This is a genomic window from Clostridium sp. LS (genome assembly GCF_002760435.1).
GTDB lineage: Bacteria > Bacillota > Clostridia > Clostridiales > Clostridiaceae > Clostridium.
Genome location: NZ_AUUU01000020.1, coordinates 67219 through 87182 on the forward strand (window position 1 = coordinate 67219; position 19964 = coordinate 87182).

17 protein-coding genes are annotated in these 19964 nt (G+C 27.8%); 16 read left to right on the top strand and 1 reads right to left on the bottom strand.

Features of this window, described 5'->3' with window-relative positions; all coding sequences use genetic code 11:
* Positions 1-87: 87 nt before the first annotated feature.
* Positions 88-1506 (bottom strand): undecaprenyl-phosphate glucose phosphotransferase, encoded by a 1419-nt coding sequence (locus COL3_RS05335; RefSeq protein ID WP_008429166.1) that lies wholly within the window; start codon positions 1504-1506, stop codon positions 88-90.
* 440 nt (positions 1507-1946) lie between these two features.
* Here COL3_RS05335 and COL3_RS05340 point away from each other — a divergent pair, with 440 nt between their 5' ends.
* From COL3_RS05340 to COL3_RS05415, 16 genes are all read left to right on the top strand, one after another.
* Positions 1947-3026 (top strand): mannose-1-phosphate guanylyltransferase, encoded by a 1080-nt coding sequence (locus COL3_RS05340; protein ID WP_008429165.1) that lies wholly within the window; start codon positions 1947-1949, stop codon positions 3024-3026.
* Between the two features lie 104 nt (positions 3027-3130).
* Positions 3131-4171, top strand: coding sequence for a GDP-mannose 4,6-dehydratase (gmd, locus tag COL3_RS05345; protein WP_008429164.1), 1041 nt, complete (start codon positions 3131-3133; stop codon positions 4169-4171).
* 22 nt (positions 4172-4193) lie between these two features.
* Positions 4194-5120, top strand: a complete 927-nt coding sequence (locus COL3_RS05350) for a GDP-mannose 4,6-dehydratase (RefSeq protein WP_008429163.1) — start codon at positions 4194-4196, stop codon at positions 5118-5120.
* A 40-nt stretch (positions 5121-5160) separates the two neighbouring features.
* Positions 5161-5934 carry an ABC transporter permease gene (locus COL3_RS05355; RefSeq protein ID WP_008429162.1) on the top strand — a complete coding sequence of 258 codons (774 nt, stop codon included), beginning with the start codon at positions 5161-5163 and terminating at the stop codon, positions 5932-5934.
* Position 5935: 1 nt separating this feature from the next.
* Entirely contained in the window at positions 5936-7189 is a 1254-nt protein-coding gene (locus COL3_RS05360; protein ID WP_008429161.1) for an ABC transporter ATP-binding protein, read from the top strand.
* 16 nt (positions 7190-7205) lie between these two features.
* On the top strand, positions 7206-8759 hold the full coding sequence (locus COL3_RS05365) for a methyltransferase domain-containing protein (RefSeq protein ID WP_008429160.1): 1554 nt from the start codon (positions 7206-7208) through the stop codon (positions 8757-8759).
* A 1-nt stretch (position 8760) separates the two neighbouring features.
* Positions 8761-9840 carry a glycosyltransferase family 4 protein gene (locus COL3_RS05370; protein ID WP_008429159.1) on the top strand — a complete coding sequence of 360 codons (1080 nt, stop codon included), beginning with the start codon at positions 8761-8763 and terminating at the stop codon, positions 9838-9840.
* Positions 9841-9842: 2 nt separating this feature from the next.
* Positions 9843-10886, top strand: a complete 1044-nt coding sequence (locus COL3_RS05375) for a glycosyltransferase family 4 protein (RefSeq protein ID WP_035284485.1) — start codon at positions 9843-9845, stop codon at positions 10884-10886.
* Positions 10887-10906: 20 nt separating this feature from the next.
* A complete protein-coding gene (locus COL3_RS05380; RefSeq protein WP_008429156.1) occupies positions 10907-12082 on the top strand; it encodes a glycosyltransferase family 4 protein in 1176 nt (391 codons plus the stop codon).
* 347 nt (positions 12083-12429) lie between these two features.
* The gene (locus COL3_RS05385) at positions 12430-14085 is read left to right on the top strand and encodes a hypothetical protein (RefSeq protein WP_008429154.1); all 1656 of its coding nucleotides are present in this window, start codon (positions 12430-12432) and stop codon (positions 14083-14085) included.
* 22 nt (positions 14086-14107) lie between these two features.
* Complete coding sequence (locus COL3_RS05390; protein WP_008429151.1) at positions 14108-15169, top strand: class II aldolase/adducin family protein; 1062 nt, start codon at positions 14108-14110, stop codon at positions 15167-15169.
* Between the two features lie 12 nt (positions 15170-15181).
* A complete protein-coding gene (locus COL3_RS05395; protein WP_008429149.1) occupies positions 15182-15961 on the top strand; it encodes a hypothetical protein in 780 nt (259 codons plus the stop codon).
* Positions 15961-16767, top strand: coding sequence for a dTDP-glucose pyrophosphorylase (locus tag COL3_RS05400; protein ID WP_008429146.1), 807 nt, complete (start codon positions 15961-15963; stop codon positions 16765-16767). Before COL3_RS05395 ends, COL3_RS05400 begins: the two co-directional genes overlap by 1 nt.
* Before the next feature lie 2 nt (positions 16768-16769).
* Positions 16770-18869, top strand: a complete 2100-nt coding sequence (locus COL3_RS05405; RefSeq protein ID WP_008429144.1) for a uridine kinase — start codon at positions 16770-16772, stop codon at positions 18867-18869.
* Positions 18869-19594 carry an HAD-IA family hydrolase gene (locus COL3_RS05410; RefSeq protein ID WP_008429143.1) on the top strand — a complete coding sequence of 242 codons (726 nt, stop codon included), beginning with the start codon at positions 18869-18871 and terminating at the stop codon, positions 19592-19594. The genes COL3_RS05405 and COL3_RS05410 overlap by 1 nt, the downstream gene beginning before the upstream one ends.
* A complete protein-coding gene (locus COL3_RS05415) occupies positions 19578-19958 on the top strand; it encodes a GtrA family protein (RefSeq protein WP_008429142.1) in 381 nt (126 codons plus the stop codon). Before COL3_RS05410 ends, COL3_RS05415 begins: the two co-directional genes overlap by 17 nt.
* Positions 19959-19964: the final 6 nt, after the last annotated feature.

The window sequence follows — 19964 nt, forward strand, 5'->3', positions numbered from 1 at the left end:
TTAAATTATAACATTCTACACAAGCTAATGCAATTAACATGAAATTACTGTAGACATTATAGTAAAAATGGCAAACACATATTTATTTTACAAATCTACTCCATTATGTGTAGATTTAGTATCATTAATTATAAGCTTCTCATTGTTTTTAAATCCTTTAAAGGTAGTTTTAAGTAATATACTTATATCCATCAATATATTCCAATTTTCAATATAATATATATCAAATTCAATTCTCTTTTTAATTGAAGTATCTCCCCTGTAGCCATTTACTTGAGCTAGTCCAGTTATACCGGGCTTTACTTGATGCTTGACCATATAAAGTGGAATTTCGTCTTTAAAATTTTCAACAAAATGAGGTAGCTCAGGTCTAGGTCCTACCAAACTCATATCACCCTTTAATACATTAAAAAATTGTGGCAGCTCATCTATGGAAAATTTACGAATAAAAGAGCCAAATTTAGTTTTTCTAGGATCATTATTTGTACTCCAGCCTGTTTCTTCATTAGTATTAACTTTCATGGATCTAAATTTATACATTGTAAACAAATTTTTGTTTAAGCCAACACGCTTTTGTTTAAAAATTATAGAATCATTTGAGGTAAGCTTAATGATTATGGCAGTAATGAGCATGATTGGGCTTGTACATATTATTAAAGTAAGTGAACCTAAAATATCTAAAACTCTTTTCAGAAAGGCATTTCCCCAATTATCCAAGGGTATTCTTCTTATATTAATAAGAGGTATGCTTCCGATTTGATCGATATATGGTTGACTTGGGATATACTTATAACAAAAAGGAATTATAGAAATTTTTGTGCCACTTTTTTCGCAGTCGGAAACTATGTTTTCTAGATATTTTGCATCAGGTATGTCAAGAGCACAAACGACTTCATCAGGTTTATATTTATTTAAAACATCATATAAAGTATCATAAGTTCCAAGTTTTTCTCCCTCAAAGCATGAACTATTAGCTACATATCCAGCGTAATTATATCCAAATCCAGTATTACTTTTAATAACTTTTAGATACTCATTTGCAATTTCACCAGCACCAACAATTATTACGTGCTTTAAATTCAATCCTTTAGAACGGAATTTTGATAAAGTTTTTCTTAAGATAAATCTTTTGGTTATTATTAATGTAATATTTACAAAATAAAAAATAACAATAACAAATCTAGATATATCAACTAATCTAAAGACAAATAATAATGATAGTAATACGGCTGTAAGTATTGTATTTGATTTTATTATTGAACTAAATTCTTTTATAAAAGCTGTTGTTCTAAAAGAATGATACAAGTTAAAAAAATTAAATATAATAAGATTTATTGGAATTATTATAATTGAAAATTGTATATATGTTATTAATTTAATATAATCTGTGTCAGGGGAGAATATGTAAAAACGAATAAAATATGCTAAAGTCATTGATACAAATAGAATTATAATATCCGAGAATGCATTAATTTTATTTAGAAAATTTTGATTTTCTTTTATCATTAAATATCCATCCTTTTTGCTGAAAAATTGTTTGTTCAAAAAATATATTAATTTAGCTATCATAACTAAGTGTATAATAGCATTTTATACATAATGTTTCAATAAATTAATCTGGATAATTTAGTAATATATTAATTGGGAAAGAGTAATAATCGCAGTTACGAATTTTAGCTATATTGAAATCATTAGATAAGAAGGCCGTAAAAATCTACTATAACCAACAGAATGGTAGTGATTTTAACAAGGAGTTACTTTGACAATAAATATGTAATATAGTATCATATATAAGGATAAATCAAAAAATAAGGTGATTTAATTAGATGAATAGTAAAATGCTAAAAATCATTATTCTAATGATAATAAATTTAAAAAAATTACAATAAAATTGAGAGAATTATAGATGAAATTTAATTAATAATTAATCAAATGGAGGTATAAAAGTGAACATAACGGCGGTTATAATGGCAGGCGGAAAAGGAGAACGATTTTGGCCTAGAAGCAGAAAGTCATTGCCTAAGCAATTTTTAAGTTTAACTGATGATGGAAAGACTATGATTCAACTAACTGTAGAAAGATTAAAGAGTATAGTCCATATAGATGATGTTTACATAGTAACAAACAAAGATTATAAAGATTTGGTATTAAGTCAAATTGAGGGTATTCCAGAAAAGAACATATTATTGGAACCTATGGCTAAAAATACTGCACCATGTATAGGACTTGCAGCAATGCATATTAAGAAAAAATATGAAGATGCAGTAATGCTTGTGCTTCCATCAGACCATCTTATAAAATATAATGAAATTTATATTGATACCTTAAAAGCAGCAATAGATGTTGCAAAAGAAGATGGAAATCTTATTACTATAGGAATAACCCCTTCATATCCTGAAACAGGTTATGGATATATAAACTTTGGAAGAGATGAAGATGATATAAAAAGAAATAATATTTATAGAGTGAAGAGATTTGTTGAGAAACCAAATTTGGAAACAGCAAAAGAATATTTAACATCTGGTAGATATCTCTGGAATAGTGGGATGTTCGTATGGAAATCATCTACAATATTAAATAATTTTAGAGAACTACTACCTGAAACTTATGAAGGGCTTGCAAAGATATATGAAACTATAGGAACAGAGCAGGAAGAAGATATACTTAATGAAGAATTTTCAAAATTTCAATCTGAATCAATAGATTATGGAATTATGGAGAGAGCAGGTAATATATATACTATTCCAGGAAGCTTTGGATGGGATGATGTAGGAAGCTGGCTCGCACTTGAAAGAATTAATAGGACAAACGATGATGGTAATGTTATAAAAGGTAATGTTATAACCATAAATTCTAAAAAATCTATAATCCAAGGACAGGACAAGCTTATTGCCACAATTGGTATAGAGGATTTAATAATTGTAGATACAGAAGATGCATTACTTATTGCAAATAAAGATAATACCCAAGAAGTAAAAAAAGTAATAGAAAATTTAAAAATATGTAATAGAAATGAATATTTATAATAAATTGGCTAAGCTTAAAAAGTTTATAGTTTGATAACAGAAGAACTTAGAATAAACGTAAGTTTAAAGAGCGAATAATTATGATATTAAAAGGAGAAATTAAAATGAAAAAAGCTTTAATAACAGGAATAAATGGGCAAGATGGATCTTATTTAGCAGAACTTTTACTTGAAAAGGGATATGAAGTATATGGACTTATGAGAAGAAAAAGTGTTGTAGATTATGGAAATGTAGAACATATTAAAGATAAAATTAACTTTATACATGGCGATATGACTGACTTAGTATCTTTAATAAATGCAATGAAGGTATCAAAGGCTGACGAAGTATATAATTTAGCTGCACAATCTTTTGTAGGGACTTCATGGGAACAACCAATAGCTACTGCTGATATAGACGCATTAGGAGTAACAAACATGTTAGAGGCTATAAGAATAGTAAAGCCATCAGCAAGATTTTATCAAGCTTCAACAAGTGAAATGTTTGGACTTGTTCAAGAAATTCCTCAAAAGGAAACAACTCCTTTTTATCCAAGAAGTCCATATGGAGTAGCAAAGCTTTATGGTCATTGGATAACAAAGAATTATAGAGAAAGTTATGATATGTATGCTTGTTCAGGAATTCTTTTTAACCATGAATCAGAAAGAAGAGGAAAAGAATTTGTTACAAGAAAAATAACAGATGCAGTAGCAAGAATAAAACAAGGAGTTCAAGATCACTTAGAACTTGGAAATATGGATTCAAAGCGTGACTGGGGACATTCAAAAGATTACGTAAAGGCAATGTGGCTAATGCTTCAACAAGATAAAGCAGATGATTTTGTAATAGCTACAAATGAAACAAGAACAGTAAGAGAATTTGTTGAAACTGCTTTTGCTCATGTTGACATTAAAGTAAAATGGCAAGGTGAAGGTGTAGAGGAAATAGGAATTGATGAAGCTACAGGAAAGACGGTGGTAAAAATTAATCCTAAGTTCTTTAGACCAGCAGAAGTAGATATTTTAATAGGAGATCCAGCAAAGGCAGAAAGCAAGCTAGGATGGGAAAGAGAAATATCATTCAGTCAATTAGTTGAAAGAATGGTAGCAAATGATATGAAACTAGTAGAAGAAGAAATCAAAATAGAAGAAATTAAATTAAAATAATGTAGATAAGGGGCAAGGTAAGATGAAAGCTCTTATAACCGGAGTAAATGGATTTGTAGGAAATTATTTATCAAAATATTTAATGGAACAAGGATATACTGTTTATGGAACTGTAATAGATGATAATATTACAATGGAAAATGTAATTATTTCGAAAATGAATTTACTTAATAAAGAAGAAGTAATTGAAACCATAAAAAGTATAAATCCAGATCAAATATATCACTTAGCAGGGCAGAGTGCTGTAGGTTTTTCATGGAAGGAACCAACTCTTACAATGGATGTAAATATAAATGGAACAATAAATTTATTAGATGCTGTAAGAGAAAACAACATAAATACTAAGGTACTTATAATTGGTTCTAGTGATGAATATGGGATAATAAAGCCAGAAGAATGCCCAATAAGTGAAAAGCATCCATTAAATCCAACAAGTCCATATGCTATAAGTAAAATGGCGCAAGAACAAATAGCAAAGCTTTATATTAACTCATATAAAATGAATTTAATTATGGTAAGAGCTTTCAACCATATAGGACCTAAACAAAGTAAGAATTTTGTGGTTTCTGACTTTGCTAGTAAGGTAGCAGAAATAGAAAAAGGGGCAGAGTCTGTAATAAGAGTTGGAAATCTTGAAGCATATAGAGATTTTACAGATGTACGAGACATAGTAAGAGGTTACTTTATGCTTATGAATAACGGGGAAATTGGAGAATTATATAATATTGGTTCAGGAAATGCTTATAAGATACAAGATATATTAGATATTTTATTATCATTATCTACTGCTGATATAAAAGTGGAAATCGATCCAGATAAGCTAAGACCATCAGATGTACCAATAATACAATGTGATAATTCAAAAATAAAATCACATATAAACTGGTTTCCACAATATGACATAAAAAATACCCTTAAAGATACATTAGACTATTGGAGAAATATGTAGCAATTATGCTACATTTTTCTTTATGAAAGGAAGGAAAATTTTGAACGGATTAAAAGAACTATACAATTATAGAGAAATGCTATCAAATTTAGTAAAGAAAGATTTGAGGACTAGATATAAAGGATCTGTGCTTGGTTTTTTATGGACATTTGCAAATCCATTATTTCAATTAATAGTGTATACTATAGCATTTTCAATGATTTTAAAATCAGATATACCAAAGTATTATATGTATCTTTTTGTAGCTCTAGTGCCATGGTTATTTTTTTCAACATCAATTATAAGTAGTTCTATGTCGATAATTGGAAGTAAGGATTTAATTAAAAAGATATACTTCCCAAGGATAATAATTCCCATATCTGCTGTAAATGGAGCGTTTCTGAATATGATTTTTACAATGATTGTAGTATTTATAGCATTAATATTTAGTGGAATAGGCATAAGTAAGTATATTTTGTTTTTACCCGTAATCATGATATTAGAATATTTATTTGCGCTTGGTTTAGCATTTATAGTATCAGCTTTAAATGTATATTTTAGGGATTTGGAACATATATTAGGGATAGTTACAATGGGATGGATGTATGTTACACCAATATTTTATAGTATAGATATGGTGCCGAAGCAATTTCTTACACTATTTAATCTAAATCCTATGACACCAATAATAGCAGCATTTAGAAGTATATTATATTATCAGACTATGCCAGATTTATCTCATATGGGAATGATATTAGCGTGGAGTGTAGGATTTATAGTAGCTGGGTATTTAATATTCCAAAAACTTCAAAGGAATTTTGCGGAGGAATTGTAATATGGAAGTAATAAAGGTGGATAATGTATATAAAGGTTTTAAAATTTATTATGATAAAGGTTCAACTTTTAAAGAAAAAGTGATTTTTAAAAATAGAAATAGGCATGAGGTTCATGAAGTTTTAAAAGGGGTAAGCCTCAGTATAAAAAAAGGAGAGGTCGTAGGGCTGTTAGGAGAAAACGGTTCTGGAAAAAGTACTCTTTTAAAACTGATGACAAAGATAATATATCCAGATAGAGGAAGTATAAAAATAAAAGGTAAAGTTTCCAGTTTGTTGGAACTTGGAGCGGGATTTCATCCTGATATGACGGGTAGAGAAAACATATATACTAATGCTTCAATATTTGGACTTACAAGGAAAGAAATAGATGCAAGATTGGATAAAATAATAGATTTCTCTGAACTGGGAGATTTTATAGACAATCCCGTAAGAACATACTCCTCTGGTATGTATATGAGATTGGCATTTTCTGTAGCTATAAATGTTGATGCAGACATACTTCTTATAGATGAAATTTTAGCGGTTGGAGATGCAGCTTTTCAGGCAAAGTGTTTTAATAAAATGCAAGAAATAAAAAATGAAGGAAAAACCATTGTAATTGTATCTCATGATACGGGCTCAGTAGAGAGGCTTTGTGATAGAGCAGTGTGGATTCATGAAGGGGATAAAAGAATGGATGCTGCTCCACATGATGTAATTGCATTATATCTTGATAAGATAATGAATAAAGAAATTATCAATTTAGGTAATGTTGAGAATAGTGATAAAAAGGACGAAGAAGAGAAGATAAATGATAATGAGCAAATAAGTGATCAAGAAAGCAATAATAGAACTGGAAACAGATATATTGAAATTAAAGATATAAAAATGGTTTGCGCTAATACAGATACAGAAAAATATAAGTTTAAGCCAGAAGATAAGGTAGAGATAAGAATCAAATATAAAAGAAATAATAATAATATTAAAAATTCAGTTGTAGGTATTGGAATCTTTAGAATGGATGGAGTAAACTGCTATGGAACGAATACATACATTGATAATTCACAAAAAATTGAAGTGAAAGATTCGGGAACAATAGAGATAATAATAGAAAAGATACAACTATTAGAAGGAGAATATATATTAGATATAGCTTTTCACGATGAATATGGTACACCATATGATTATATTCGTAAAGCAAAGAAATTTAATATATACAGTAGCATTAAAGACACAGGAATTTTTAGATTAGAGCATTCATTTAGAGTATACTAGTTTTGGAGGAGTTTAAATGAGTAATATTGATATAGATCAGATAATAGGACAGATTAAAAATCAAGCGTTATTACATAAGAGTATAGACATAGAAGAATATAAAAGAAATTTAAAGTTTTTAAGTAATCATGAAGAAATAAATACAGTAGTACAGCATGGTAACATATTCAAATTAGGAAAGAAAATAGATAAAAAACTATATGAAAATTTAACTTATCAAAAAATTAGACCAAGGTTAGTAAAATTTAAACACATAGTGAAAAAAGGATATATAACAATTGATCTAGGTGATTTACTTAAATATGATGATGTTCAATTCATTGAGATTTTGTATAGAAGATTATTAAATAGAGAACCTGATGAAACTGGATTAGTAAACAATCTAGATATGCTTAGGTTGAATGAATTAACAAAAATTGATATTATAAAAAGATTTATTGAAAGTGAAGAGTATACTAAGATTAATAGAAATATTAGAATAAAAAAATTTAGAAGTTCTTATGTGTTAGAAAAAATACAATATAAGTGTGCTAAAATTCCTTATATAGGTTACTTAATAAATATTATTATAGCAATTGGAATGTTACCTAGGAAAAATAGAGAAGTTGAAGATTTCAGAAGAGTGAATTCTATTCTGCTTAACGAAAATAAATCAAATATAGTAGATGCAATGAAATTATTAAAGAAACAAGAATATATAGTAAATGATATGATTCTGAAAGTAGAAGAGGTAGACAGTAAATATACTGAAGAAAATGAAAAAATTAAAGCAAAATTTAAACAAATTTTGTATGAATTCAAAAAAGAAAATGATTTACAAATAGATAAAATACAAAAAAATATAATTGAATCAGCCGCTCGAATTGAGAAAATGGATATTTCTCAAAAGGAAGAATCAAATGATATAATAGATTTAGATGAATTTTATGTTAAATTTGAGGATAAATTTAGAGGAAGCGAGGAGCTGATTTCAAAAAGATTAAATATTTATATTGATAAAATAAAGCAAAATTTTAATTCAGAAGGTAATGTGAAATTATTGGATTTAGGTTGTGGCAGGGGTGAATGGATAAATAAATTAATAGCTAATGGATTTAGCAATGTAATAGGAGTAGATTTAAACAGCACAATGATAGAGGAGTGCAAGGAAAAGGGCTTGAATGTAGTTTATGGGAATGCAATTGATTACTTAAAACTTCAACCAGATGATAGCATAGATTTCATTAGTGGTTTCCAGATTATAGAACACTTAGATTTCCAAGAAAAAATGCAATTAATAAAACAAAGTTATAGAGTATTAAAAAAAGAAGGAATTTTATTACTAGAAACACCTAATCCAGAAAATGTGCTTGTAGGAAGCTGTAGCTTTTATATTGATTTAACGCATAAAAATCCAGTACATCCTGAAACGTTAAAATTCTCAATGGAAGAAATGGGATTTGGAAAAACGGAAATTATAAGAGTTAATCCATTAAATTATATTGATGCATCACAAGTAACTGGAGAAATGAGGCATATAGCTTTTAGGTTTAGTATGGAGCAAGATTATTCAGTGTGGGGGGTCAAATAGGATGGATGTAATTCTTATGCATCAAACGATAACCAAACATGATGCGATTGGGAATGATATAAATAAGATGTATTATATATTAAAAGATTATGGAGAGTCATACGTATATTGTGATTATTTATTTAATGAAAATTTGAATAAAGTTGAAGAAGATAAGATAGACAAAATAATTAATATACCTGATAACCTAATAATTTATCATCACAGTAGTCATTGGAAAAAAGGAGAGGAAATTCTAAAAAGAGCTAATTGCAAGATTATTTTTAGGTATCATAATATAACTCCAGAAAGCTTTTTTGAACTATATAATCAAGAATATTATGAAAAATGCAAATTGGGAAGAGAACAAACCGATAGGTTTATAAGGGATTATCCTAATAACTTGTGGATGAGTGATTCAAAATATAATGCAGAGGATTTGAAAGAAGCTAAGAATATTTGTATTGTTCCACCATTTCATGAAATAGAAAATTGGAAGAATATTAAACCTAACGAGGATATAATGAAGAGCTTAATTTATAGTGAGGATGTTAACCTTCTTTTCATTGGTAGAGTTGTACCTAATAAAGCACATCTAGAGATGATAGAAGTAGTAAGAAATTATGTGGAAAACTACGATAAAAATATTAAATTATATATACTGGGTAAGTTTGATCAGGCATTAGAAAAATATACATTAGAAATAAATAGTGCAATAAGATTATATGGATTAGAAGATAATATACAATTTATTGGCGAAGTAAATGACAATATTTTAGTATCCTATTATTTGGGGTGTGATACATTTTTATGTTTAAGCAATCATGAAGGCTTTTGTGTTCCGGTTTTAGAAGCACAAAGCTTAAATTTACCAGTGGTAGCTAAAAATATGGGAGCGTTGGGGGAAACTTTAGGAGATACTCAAATTCTTTTAGGTGATAATATTTGCGAGTATGCAGCTGCAATTAAAATTCTAAAAGATAATACAGAATATAAAGATTATGTAACTACGAATGGGTATGTAAATTATAGAGAACGATTTAACTTTGAAATTAATGAAAAGGCTTTTAAAAAATATTTAAAAGAATATATAGGTGAATGAGTATGAAGATAGCGATAGCGACAGTACAGGTGCCTTTTATAAAAGGTGGTGCAGAAATACTTGCTCAATTATTAAAAGAAGAGCTAATTAAAAGAGGATATGAGGTAGATATAGTAACAATTCCATTTAAGTGGTATAATTCAGAAACACTGCTTAATTGTATGCTTATGGGAAGAATGGTAGACTTAACTGAAATAAATGGAGAGAAGATTGATAAAGTCATTGCTCTTAAATTCCCAGCATTTTATATAAAACATGACCATAAAGTTATATGGTTATTGCATCAACATAGGCAAGCATATGATTTATGGAATACAAGATTTGGTGATTTACATGAATTTGAAAATGGTGAATTACTAAGGAAAATGATTATAGAAAATGATAATAAATATATAAGTGAATCAAGGAGAGTTTTTACAATTTCCGAAAATACTACGAATAGGCTAAAAAAATATAATAACATTAACGGACCTGCACTTTATCATCCTCCAAAAAATTACGAAAAATTATATTACGGAAATTTAGGAGATTATATTTTCTACCCTAGTAGAATTGATGAGATAAAGAGACAACGTGTTTTAGTAGAAGCTGCAAGATATACTAAAACAGATGTTAAAATGTATATAGCAGGTGGAGGAAGTGAAAAAGAAATAAGTTATCTAAAAGAATTGATTAATAAATATAAGCTACAAGAGAAAGTTAAATTATTAGGATTTATTTCGGAAGAAGAAAAAATAAATTATTACGCAGAGTGTCTTGGAGTATATTTTGGAGCATATGACGAGGATTATGGATATATTACATTAGAAGCGTTTTTTTCTAGAAAGCCTGTTATTGTACACAAAGATGCAGGTGGTCCATTAGAATTTGTAAAAGATGGGCACAATGGATATGTTATTGAGGAAGATCCAGAGAAGTTAGCTGAAAAAATAGATGAGTGGATGGAAAACAGAGACTTATCAGAAGAAATGGGTCAAAAAGGATACGATACATTAATAGAAAAAAATATAGATTGGGATTATGTTATTAAAAATTTATTAGAATAAGTAGGAAAAGGAGATTTTAAATGGAGAAACCGAGACTTTTATATGCTAGTCCGTTATTACCTAAAAAGAGTGGAATATCTGATTACTCGGAAATACTTATTTATGGCCTAAAGAAATATTTTAGTATAACTATATTAATTGATAACTATACATTAAAAAATAAAGAACTATATAAAGATTTTGATATAAAGATATATGAGAAAGATAAGATAGATTATAATGAATATCAGCACATTATTTATAATATAGGAAATAATCCTGATTTTCATATGTATATGTACGATTTAATACTTAAGTACTCAGGATATGTAATACTTCACGATTATAGTTTATTTTATTTAACATCAGGATATTATCAACAAAATGATCAATTATTCTCAAAGATTTATGAATTAGAAGGTTCTAAAGGGATTCATATAGTTAAGAAGCAACTAAAACAAGGTGGATTTAAGAATATTTTAGAATGTAAAACTATAGCAGATAAGATATTTTTAAATAAGGAAATACTTGATAGAGCAAAAGGTATTATAGTACATTCAAATTATACAAAAGAAATGTTAGAAAATAGAGGGTATAATAATGTTTTAAAAATCAATATGGTTAATATGAGTAATGATAACATATTAGATCAATCAAATGATTACTTAAAGAAGAAATATAATATTAGCGATGAAGATTTTGTTATAGGTTCATTTGGGAATATAGCACCAACAAAGCAAAATCATATTATATGTGAAGCTGTAAAACATTATAATGAAGTAAATGATAAAAAAATATATTACATAATGTCTGGAGATGGAGATTATGTTGATAGTTACTTAGATAAATTCATAATAAAAACAGGGTTTATTGATATAGCTAAATATAATAGTATATTAAAAAGGGTTAATGTTGTATTTAATTTGAGATATCCTAGTATGGGAGAAACTTCGATAAGTTTAATTCATGCAATGGGAATGAAGAAAGCATGTGTTATTACTAATGATGCTTGGTTTAAGGAAATTCCTGACTCATGCGCTCTAAAAATAGAGGCGGATGAAGATTATAAAGAACTCGCAAAATTATTAGCTAAATTAGTTAGTGATAACAAATATATTGAAGAGATTAAAGAAAAAGCTTATGAATACATTGGTAAAGAATATGAATTATTAAAAACATGTAAAACTATAAATGAGTTTATTTTGAGAGATAAGTAGTTAGATATCTAAACTGTTAAAATAAAATTTTACTTAAAATGTTAAGCTTTTTACATGAATTTTATTAGAAATAACTTTAAATAGGGATGTTACAAAGGCATAGTTATTCTTGTAATAGAAAAATTTAATAGGAATCTATTATAAGTGCAATTTGATATTGTATATAAATTGGAATGATTATGAAAAATATTAATTATAAAATATGAATTAAATAAAATAAATGATTTAAAAATTGATTTACAATAATAATTATAAATATGGAATTATAATTATAATATTTAAATAAATTTAGTAAATATGCATGTATTTTATTAATTAATATTAGAGTTATATAAGGGGGAAATATAATGAAGCAACTTATAAAAAAAATAGATATTAAAATATTTATTTTCACATTAATATTAATTGCAATTACGATAATAAATATTCTAAATTATACTGGAAAAAATTTGGAGGGGAATATAAATTGGTTATTCATGGAGTCTCAAGTATTTGGAGTTCCAGAGGATATTGCTAAAGAACAGGGAATAGAGCCATACTTTAGTGAAAAGTCAGGAGCAGGTTGGGATGGACAATTTCATTATTATATATCAAATGATATTTTAGCTACAAAAGGATATGATGCGAATGTAGATAGTCCTTCATATCGATGGCAACGAATTGGTTTACCATTAATAGCGAAAATATTATCAATTATAACATTTCAAAAGAACGTAAACATTCCTACATATATATTTGCAAATTTAATTTTATATGGAATTGCTATTTATGTATTAGCAAGATATTTTAAAGAAAAACAAAAGAGTATATTATATGTTTTGCCGTGGGCGTTGTGCCTTGGTGTTCAGATTACTATTAGACATGGACTGGTTGATGCAGCAGCGGATGCATTATTTATTGTAGCATTTATTTCAGTGCTAAAAAATAAGTACTTAAAATATTGTATATTTATGACTTTGGCTTGTTTGACAAGAGAAGGATACACATTAATTGCATTTATGATATTTTTATTAAGCTTCTTTGGACAAATTGATAAGGAGAAAAAATACAAGATATCTTTTTCAGCTTTATTTGCTATACCTGGCGTGTTTTTTTTAGCTTGGTATGGATACGTAACGTTGAGATTTCATATTTTACCAGCACAACAGGCATATGGAATTACTCAAGTATATATGACAGGATTTATTCAATATATTGTTAAGGCTGCGCAAGATGGAAATGTAATAGAAATGTTTTCTTTGTGTATATATGCAGTTAGTATCATTCTAATGACTATAATTACATATAAAAAAGGGTATGAAAAGAGGATATATTGGAGTATTTGTCCTTATGTTATATTAATTGGTTCATTTGGGCCTACAGTAATGTCTCATTACTCAGGATATCTAAAAGGAATATCTATATTATTTGCATTATTGCCAATTATGATGATTGAATATGAAAATATGAAAGTATGGAATAAAAATATAATAATTGCTTTTTTACTTATTACAACGATAAGTAGTATATATTTAGGTACTAAGTTTAATATACATTCATATCCTACTTCAAAATTTATGAATAATGGAACTAATTTAGAAAATGGGACTCCGTTAAAAGATTTTTCAAGCTCTATTGATATTATAAACCATAAAGAAAGACCTTATGCCAATATACCTATGAAGGGATTTTTTACAAAAGACTATGAAGTATATACAGTTAAAGTAAAAAATAATTCCAATGAACAATGGCCTAGGGATTCACAAAAGGATGGAAGATATGCAGTATACTTATCATATCATTGGCTTGATGCAAATGATAAAAGTAAAATTCTACAAGATGGTTTGAGAACGGCGATACCCAAGAATATTCAACCAGGAGAAGAGTTTGAGAGTCAAATGTATATAGAATATCCTAATAAAAAAGGTGATTATATTTTAAGAATTTCATTGGTTCAAGAAGGAGTTGCTTGGTTTTACAATGCCGGAGGAGCATATAAAGATATTAATATAAAAGTGGAATAAGAATGTTCTAGGAGTGATTAAAATGGATAATATAAATGAATTCATACAAATGTCAAAATATGCAGGGATGAGAGAAGACTTAGTTCAAGCAGGTGGAGGAAATTCATCTGTAAAAATAGACAAGAACAAGATGCTTATAAAAGCATCAGGGTTTCAATTAGCAGATATTACGGAAGAAACTGGATATTCAACAATAGATCATACTGTAATTGTGAATTTTTTTAATAATACTCCTTTAAATGAAGTAACCCAAAAGTATGAAAAGCAGTTACTTAATGATTCTTTAATAGAAGGTTCAAGACCATCAATTGAAACATTTTTGCATTCAATAACAGATATATTTACATTGCACACTCATCCTATGTTAGTTAATGTTCTTACATCAAGAAGGGATGGAATGAAGGTTTTAAAAGAGTTATTTCCAAAGGCTTTAATTGTAGATTATGCTACACCAGGAATCAAGCTGGCTAAGGAATATTTCAAAACATATAAAGAAAATTGTATTGAATCACAAAATATATTTGATGTTATTTTTCTTAAAAATCATGGATTAATTGTAAGTGGTAAAAATGCAGAAGAGGTAATAAACAAAACCGAAAATGTTCTCTTGAAAATCGGGGAATATTTATCTGTTGATATGAATAAGTATCGTAATGCTACATTAATTTATAACGCATTAAAAGAAAATCTAAATGACAATAATAATATAATGTATTTAAGTAATGATTGCAATATACAAAATTGTTTAAATATTTTTAAGGATAGAATGTGGGAACATTGGTTTTGTCCAGATTGTCTGGTGTATTGTGGAAAAAGGCCGCTTGTACTGAAGAAAGATTTTGATATAGAAGATATTAAAAATCATATTGGTAGCTATGGTAAGCCTGTAGTAATTTATTATGAAAGTAATATTTATATTTATGCGGCAAGTGTTAAGAAAGCAAAAGAAATAGAGAGTGTTCTTAGCTTTAGTGCGCAAGTTGCATATTTAAATAAGGAGTTTGAAATGGATTTATTATGTGAAGAGGAACAGAACTTTTTGCTTAATTGGGAATCAGAAAAATATAGACAAAATTTAAAATAGAAGGGGATAGCTATGAAAATTATAATACCTATGACAGGTTACGGTTCAAGATTTGTCGCTGCAGGATACAAGGATTTAAAACCATTTATTAAGGTGCAAGGTAAACCTATAATACAATGGATTATAGAAGGTATGTATCCAGGTGAGAAAGATATTTTATTTGTATGTCGTAAGGAACATTTAGATAATGATAAAACAATGAAAGATAGACTTTTAAATATAGCACCAACTGCTGAAATCTTTGAGATTTCTGATTGGGTTAAGAAAGGTCCAGTGTTTGATGTTTTACGTGCTAGTGAAAAAATAGATGATAGTGAACCATGTATCATTAATTATTGTGATTTCTACATGGTATGGGATTGGAATAAATTTAAAGAGGATGTTATAAATAGAAACTGTGATGGTTGTGTGCCTTGTTATACAGGATTTCATCCTAATTTATTACCAGAAAAAAATTATTATGCATCTTGTTTAACTGATGGAAATGATGATTTAATTGAAATTAAAGAAAAATATTCTTTTGAGAAAGATAAGACAAAAGCAAAACATTCACCAGGCACATATTTCTTTAAAACTGGGAAAATACTTAAAAAATATTGCAAGGAATTAGTAGAAAGTGATCAAGATATTAATGGTGAGTACTATGCAAGTTTACCATATAACTTTATGGTTAAGGATGGGCTTAAAGTATGGATTCCTACTATTGTGGACAAGTTCTGCCAATGGGGAACACCAGAAGATATGAAAGAATATTTATTTTGGACTGAAGTAGCAAGGGAGATGAAAAAATAATGAATATTATTATACCAATGGCTGGTGCAGGACAAAGATTTGCTGATGAAGGATATAAAATACATAAGCCAGCTATTCCAACAATTGATAGAAGAACAGGCAAAGAATTACCTATGGTTGTATGTGCAACAATGGATTTACCTAATGTGTTGGAGGAAGGTCTTAATGTAACATACATAGATAGAACTTTTCATAAGACAGATGGTGTTGAGAAGGAAATATTAAAGCATTATCCAAAGGCAAGTTTTATTACAGTAGAAAATTTAACAGAAGGTCAAGCATGTACATGTATGCTTGCTAGGGATATTATAAATAATGATGAATCGTTGCTCATTGCTGGCTGTGATAATGGAATGGTTATGGATAATGATAAATTTAATCAGTTATCAAAAGAATGTGATGTTATTGTATTTACATATAGAAATAATGAAGCAGTTTTAGAAAAACCTAATGCTTATGGCTGGGTTAAGGTTGATGAAAATAATAAAATAACAGGATTGTCTATTAAAAAGGCAATTTCAGATACGCCTATGAATGACCATGCTATTGTTGCTACATTTTGGTTTAAGAAGGGAAGTATGTTTGTAGAAGCAACGAAAAAGATGATTGATGACAATGATAGAGTTAATAATGAGTTTTATGTTGATCAAACTATCAAGCATATTTTAGATTTAGGATATGATGCAAGAGTATTTGAGATTGATAGGTATATTGGTTGGGGTACCCCAAAGGATTATGAAGAGTATACTTCAACTATAAAGTATTGGATGGATTTTTTAAACGGAAATAGCTTTTTAGGAGAATAATTATGACTATAAAAAGTAATAGATTAAAAATAGAATTACATAATTTTCATATATTTATTATTTCAGTTACTATTCTTAAAATTATACTAATGGGGCTATTTTCATCTGATTATCAAAATAAAATGTTCATGCCATTTGTAGATAATTTTATTAGTAGTATTTTAGATGGAAACTATGTAAATACTTATGAATATTATTATGTAAATAGATTAGTACCATCTTTTCCATATCCGCCATTTATGCTTCTGATTGAATCTATTGGAGGATTTGGAGTACATATGATATCATCTGCTCCATTAGTTTTAAAGAATATTATATTTAAACTACCTAATCTATTTTTTGATTTTTTAGGGCTTTATTATCTCATGAAACTTTATCCACATAGAAGAAAATATATAGGAATTTTATATTTTGCATCACCGATTATTATATATTCTATTTATATGCATGGACAATTGGATATCATACCTACAACATTGCTTACTATGGCAATTTATTATTTAGTTCAGAAAGGAAATACTAATGATAAATTGTTTGTGTTGTTTTTGGGATGTGCATTATTAACAAAATTTCATATTATTGCTGTTTTACCTGTAATATTCATTTATATTTATAAAAAAGATGGATTAAAGAAAGCTCTAAAACTATTGATGTTTACTATAGTATTTGTATCGATAGTTATAATACCATTTTTGAGTAATGGATTCATTCAAAGTGTATTGTTTAATAATGATCAAACAGTACTTACTAAGGTATTTATTACATTTGTAAACATAAAATTATATATACCTATTATTGCAGTTATGTTTATTTATTTAAAAGAATTCAACATGACCAATATTAATAGGGAATTAATGATTACGTTCTGTGGAGTATTGTTTGCTGTATTTTTAGCATTTGTGCCTCCTATGCCAGCGTGGTATGTATGGATTGTACCATTTATAACCATTTTCTTTATAAGTGTTCATGAAAATAAATACAAAAGCTTAATTATTTATATGCTGCTAAATGGATTTTATTTAGTATATTTTATATTTTTCCATGAAACAGAAAATGTGGATCTTTATTTTCAAAACAATAATTTAACTTTTTTAAAGTTAAACAATGAAATTTTAGGAAATATTATGTTTACATTATTAACAGGAACTCTCATTTTTACTATATACATTATGTATAAGCTTGGAGTATCAAGTAATTCATTCTATAAACGTAGAAATATCCCATTTACAATTGGAATTGCAGGTGATAGTGGAAGTGGTAAAAGTACTTTAATTGAGTTAGTAAAGAATTGTCTAGGAAATCAAAACTTATTATTTATTGAGGGGGATGGTGATCATAAATGGGAAAGAGGAGAAGAAATGTGGAAACATTATACTCATCTAAACCCAAAAGCTAATTATTTATATAGGCAGGCTTTAGATGTTCAAACATTGAGAAAAGGTGACTATGTAAAACGTGTAGATTATGATCATGATACCGGAAAATTCTCAAGTGCAAATAAAATACGTCCTAAAAAATTTATTTTATTATGTGGTTTACATTCTCTATATTTACCGCAAATGCGAAAGATATTGGACTTAAAAATTTATATGGATGCGGATGAATCGTTAAGGCGATATTGGAAGATTCAACGAGATACTAAACATAGAGGATATACTAAAGAAAAGATTCTAGAGCAAATAGAGAGTAGAATGCCAGATGCATACAAGTATATTTATCCTCAAAAAGAATATGCAGATTTAATTATTGAATATTTTGATAAAGGGTTAGTAGATTGTTGCATTGATAATTACAATATAGTTATGAGTATAAAATTAACATTGAGTGCTGCTGTTAATTTGGAACCAATAATAGGAGAACTTTCACAATATGGAGTAGATATAAAATATGATTATAGCGAAGATTTAAAAAAGCAAACTGTTATATTTGATGGAGCTTCGTTGGAAGGAAAAATTATTGAATTTAATGAGATTGCTGATAGAATTATTACTCAAATTGATGAAATTACAACTCAAAACTTGAATTGCAAAAATAATATTAGTGGAATTATACAATTAGTTCTATTAGTTATAATTAGCCATAAGATGCAAGGAGAATTATAATGATTAAGGGTGCTATTTTTGATTTAGATGATACACTTTATAATTACAAAGATATAAATGAGATTGCTATAAATAAAGTATGTGAATATATATGCAAGCAGCTGAATATTGATAAAAATACTTTTTATACAGCCTTTGAACTTGGTAGGGAAAATACAAAAAAATTTATGACATACGACTGTGCAGCTAAACATAATAGAATAATATATTTTCAAAAAACACTCGAATCTTTAGGTGTAAATCCAATAGCTTATGCGCTTGAGATGTATGATATATATTGGAATACTATGCTCGAAACAATGGAACTTAATTGTGGAGTTATAGAGCTATTTGAATATTTAAAAAGAAACAAAATAAAGATAGCCGTATGTACAGATTTAACTACACATATTCAACATAGAAAGCTGAGAAAGCTTGGAATTGATAAATATATTGATTGCATAGTAACTAGTGAAGAAGCAGGATTTGAAAAACCTAATCCTATAATGTTCAAATTATGTCTTGATAAGTTAGGGTTACAGCCTCAGGAAACTTTTTATGTAGGTGATAGTTTTAAAAAGGATATAATCGGTGCATATAATATGGGAAGTGCGCCTATTTGGTTTGCTGAAAAGGAAAATTATATTATTAATAAAGATATTGAGTTTGAACATATTAAGAGCATAACTGAAGTAATTAATATAGTTGAAAAACAATTAAGGGGGATATATGAAGAACCAATTTAAAGTAAAGGAATTACTTCGTTTTTTAGTTGGTGGTGGAAGTGCAGTTTTAGTAGATTATATCGTATATAGAGTTTTACTTTCTTTTGGAATAGATACAGCAGTATCTAAGGCCGTATCATTTATATGTGGATCCATAGTAGGATTTATAATTAATAAATTGTGGACATTTGAAAGTAAGAATTTTTCAAAATCTGAGATTTTTAGATATATAATTTTATATACAATTACTGCTGGTATTAATGCATGGATAAATAATATAGTATTATATTTGTTTTCTATTCAAGTATTTGCATTCTTATGTGCGACTGGAGTTAGCACAGTCTTAAACTTTTTAGGTCAAAAATTTTTTGTGTTTAAAAAATAAGGGGGG

Excerpts from the sequence above, each read along its gene's own strand:
- COL3_RS05385 (WP_008429154.1), top strand. The coding sequence starts at position 12,430 with ATGAAGCAACTTATAAAAAAAATAGATATTAAAATATTTATTTTCACA.
- COL3_RS05375 (WP_035284485.1), top strand. The coding sequence starts at position 9,843 with ATGAAGATAGCGATAGCGACAGTACAGGTGCCTTTTATAAAAGGTGGT.
- gmd (WP_008429164.1), top strand. The coding sequence starts at position 3,131 with ATGAAAAAAGCTTTAATAACAGGAATAAATGGGCAAGATGGATCTTAT.
- COL3_RS05350 (WP_008429163.1), top strand. The coding sequence starts at position 4,194 with ATGAAAGCTCTTATAACCGGAGTAAATGGATTTGTAGGAAATTATTTA.
- COL3_RS05335 (WP_008429166.1), bottom strand. The coding sequence starts at position 1,506 with ATGATAAAAGAAAATCAAAATTTTCTAAATAAAATTAATGCATTCTCG.
- COL3_RS05365 (WP_008429160.1), top strand. The coding sequence starts at position 7,206 with ATGAGTAATATTGATATAGATCAGATAATAGGACAGATTAAAAATCAA.
- COL3_RS05400 (WP_008429146.1), top strand. The coding sequence starts at position 15,961 with ATGAATATTATTATACCAATGGCTGGTGCAGGACAAAGATTTGCTGAT.
- COL3_RS05395 (WP_008429149.1), top strand. The coding sequence starts at position 15,182 with ATGAAAATTATAATACCTATGACAGGTTACGGTTCAAGATTTGTCGCT.
- COL3_RS05390 (WP_008429151.1), top strand. The coding sequence starts at position 14,108 with ATGGATAATATAAATGAATTCATACAAATGTCAAAATATGCAGGGATG.
- COL3_RS05360 (WP_008429161.1), top strand. The coding sequence starts at position 5,936 with ATGGAAGTAATAAAGGTGGATAATGTATATAAAGGTTTTAAAATTTAT.
- COL3_RS05405 (WP_008429144.1), top strand. The coding sequence starts at position 16,770 with ATGACTATAAAAAGTAATAGATTAAAAATAGAATTACATAATTTTCAT.
- COL3_RS05415 (WP_008429142.1), top strand. The coding sequence starts at position 19,578 with ATGAAGAACCAATTTAAAGTAAAGGAATTACTTCGTTTTTTAGTTGGT.
- COL3_RS05380 (WP_008429156.1), top strand. The coding sequence starts at position 10,907 with ATGGAGAAACCGAGACTTTTATATGCTAGTCCGTTATTACCTAAAAAG.
- COL3_RS05370 (WP_008429159.1), top strand. The coding sequence starts at position 8,761 with ATGGATGTAATTCTTATGCATCAAACGATAACCAAACATGATGCGATT.
- COL3_RS05410 (WP_008429143.1), top strand. The coding sequence starts at position 18,869 with ATGATTAAGGGTGCTATTTTTGATTTAGATGATACACTTTATAATTAC.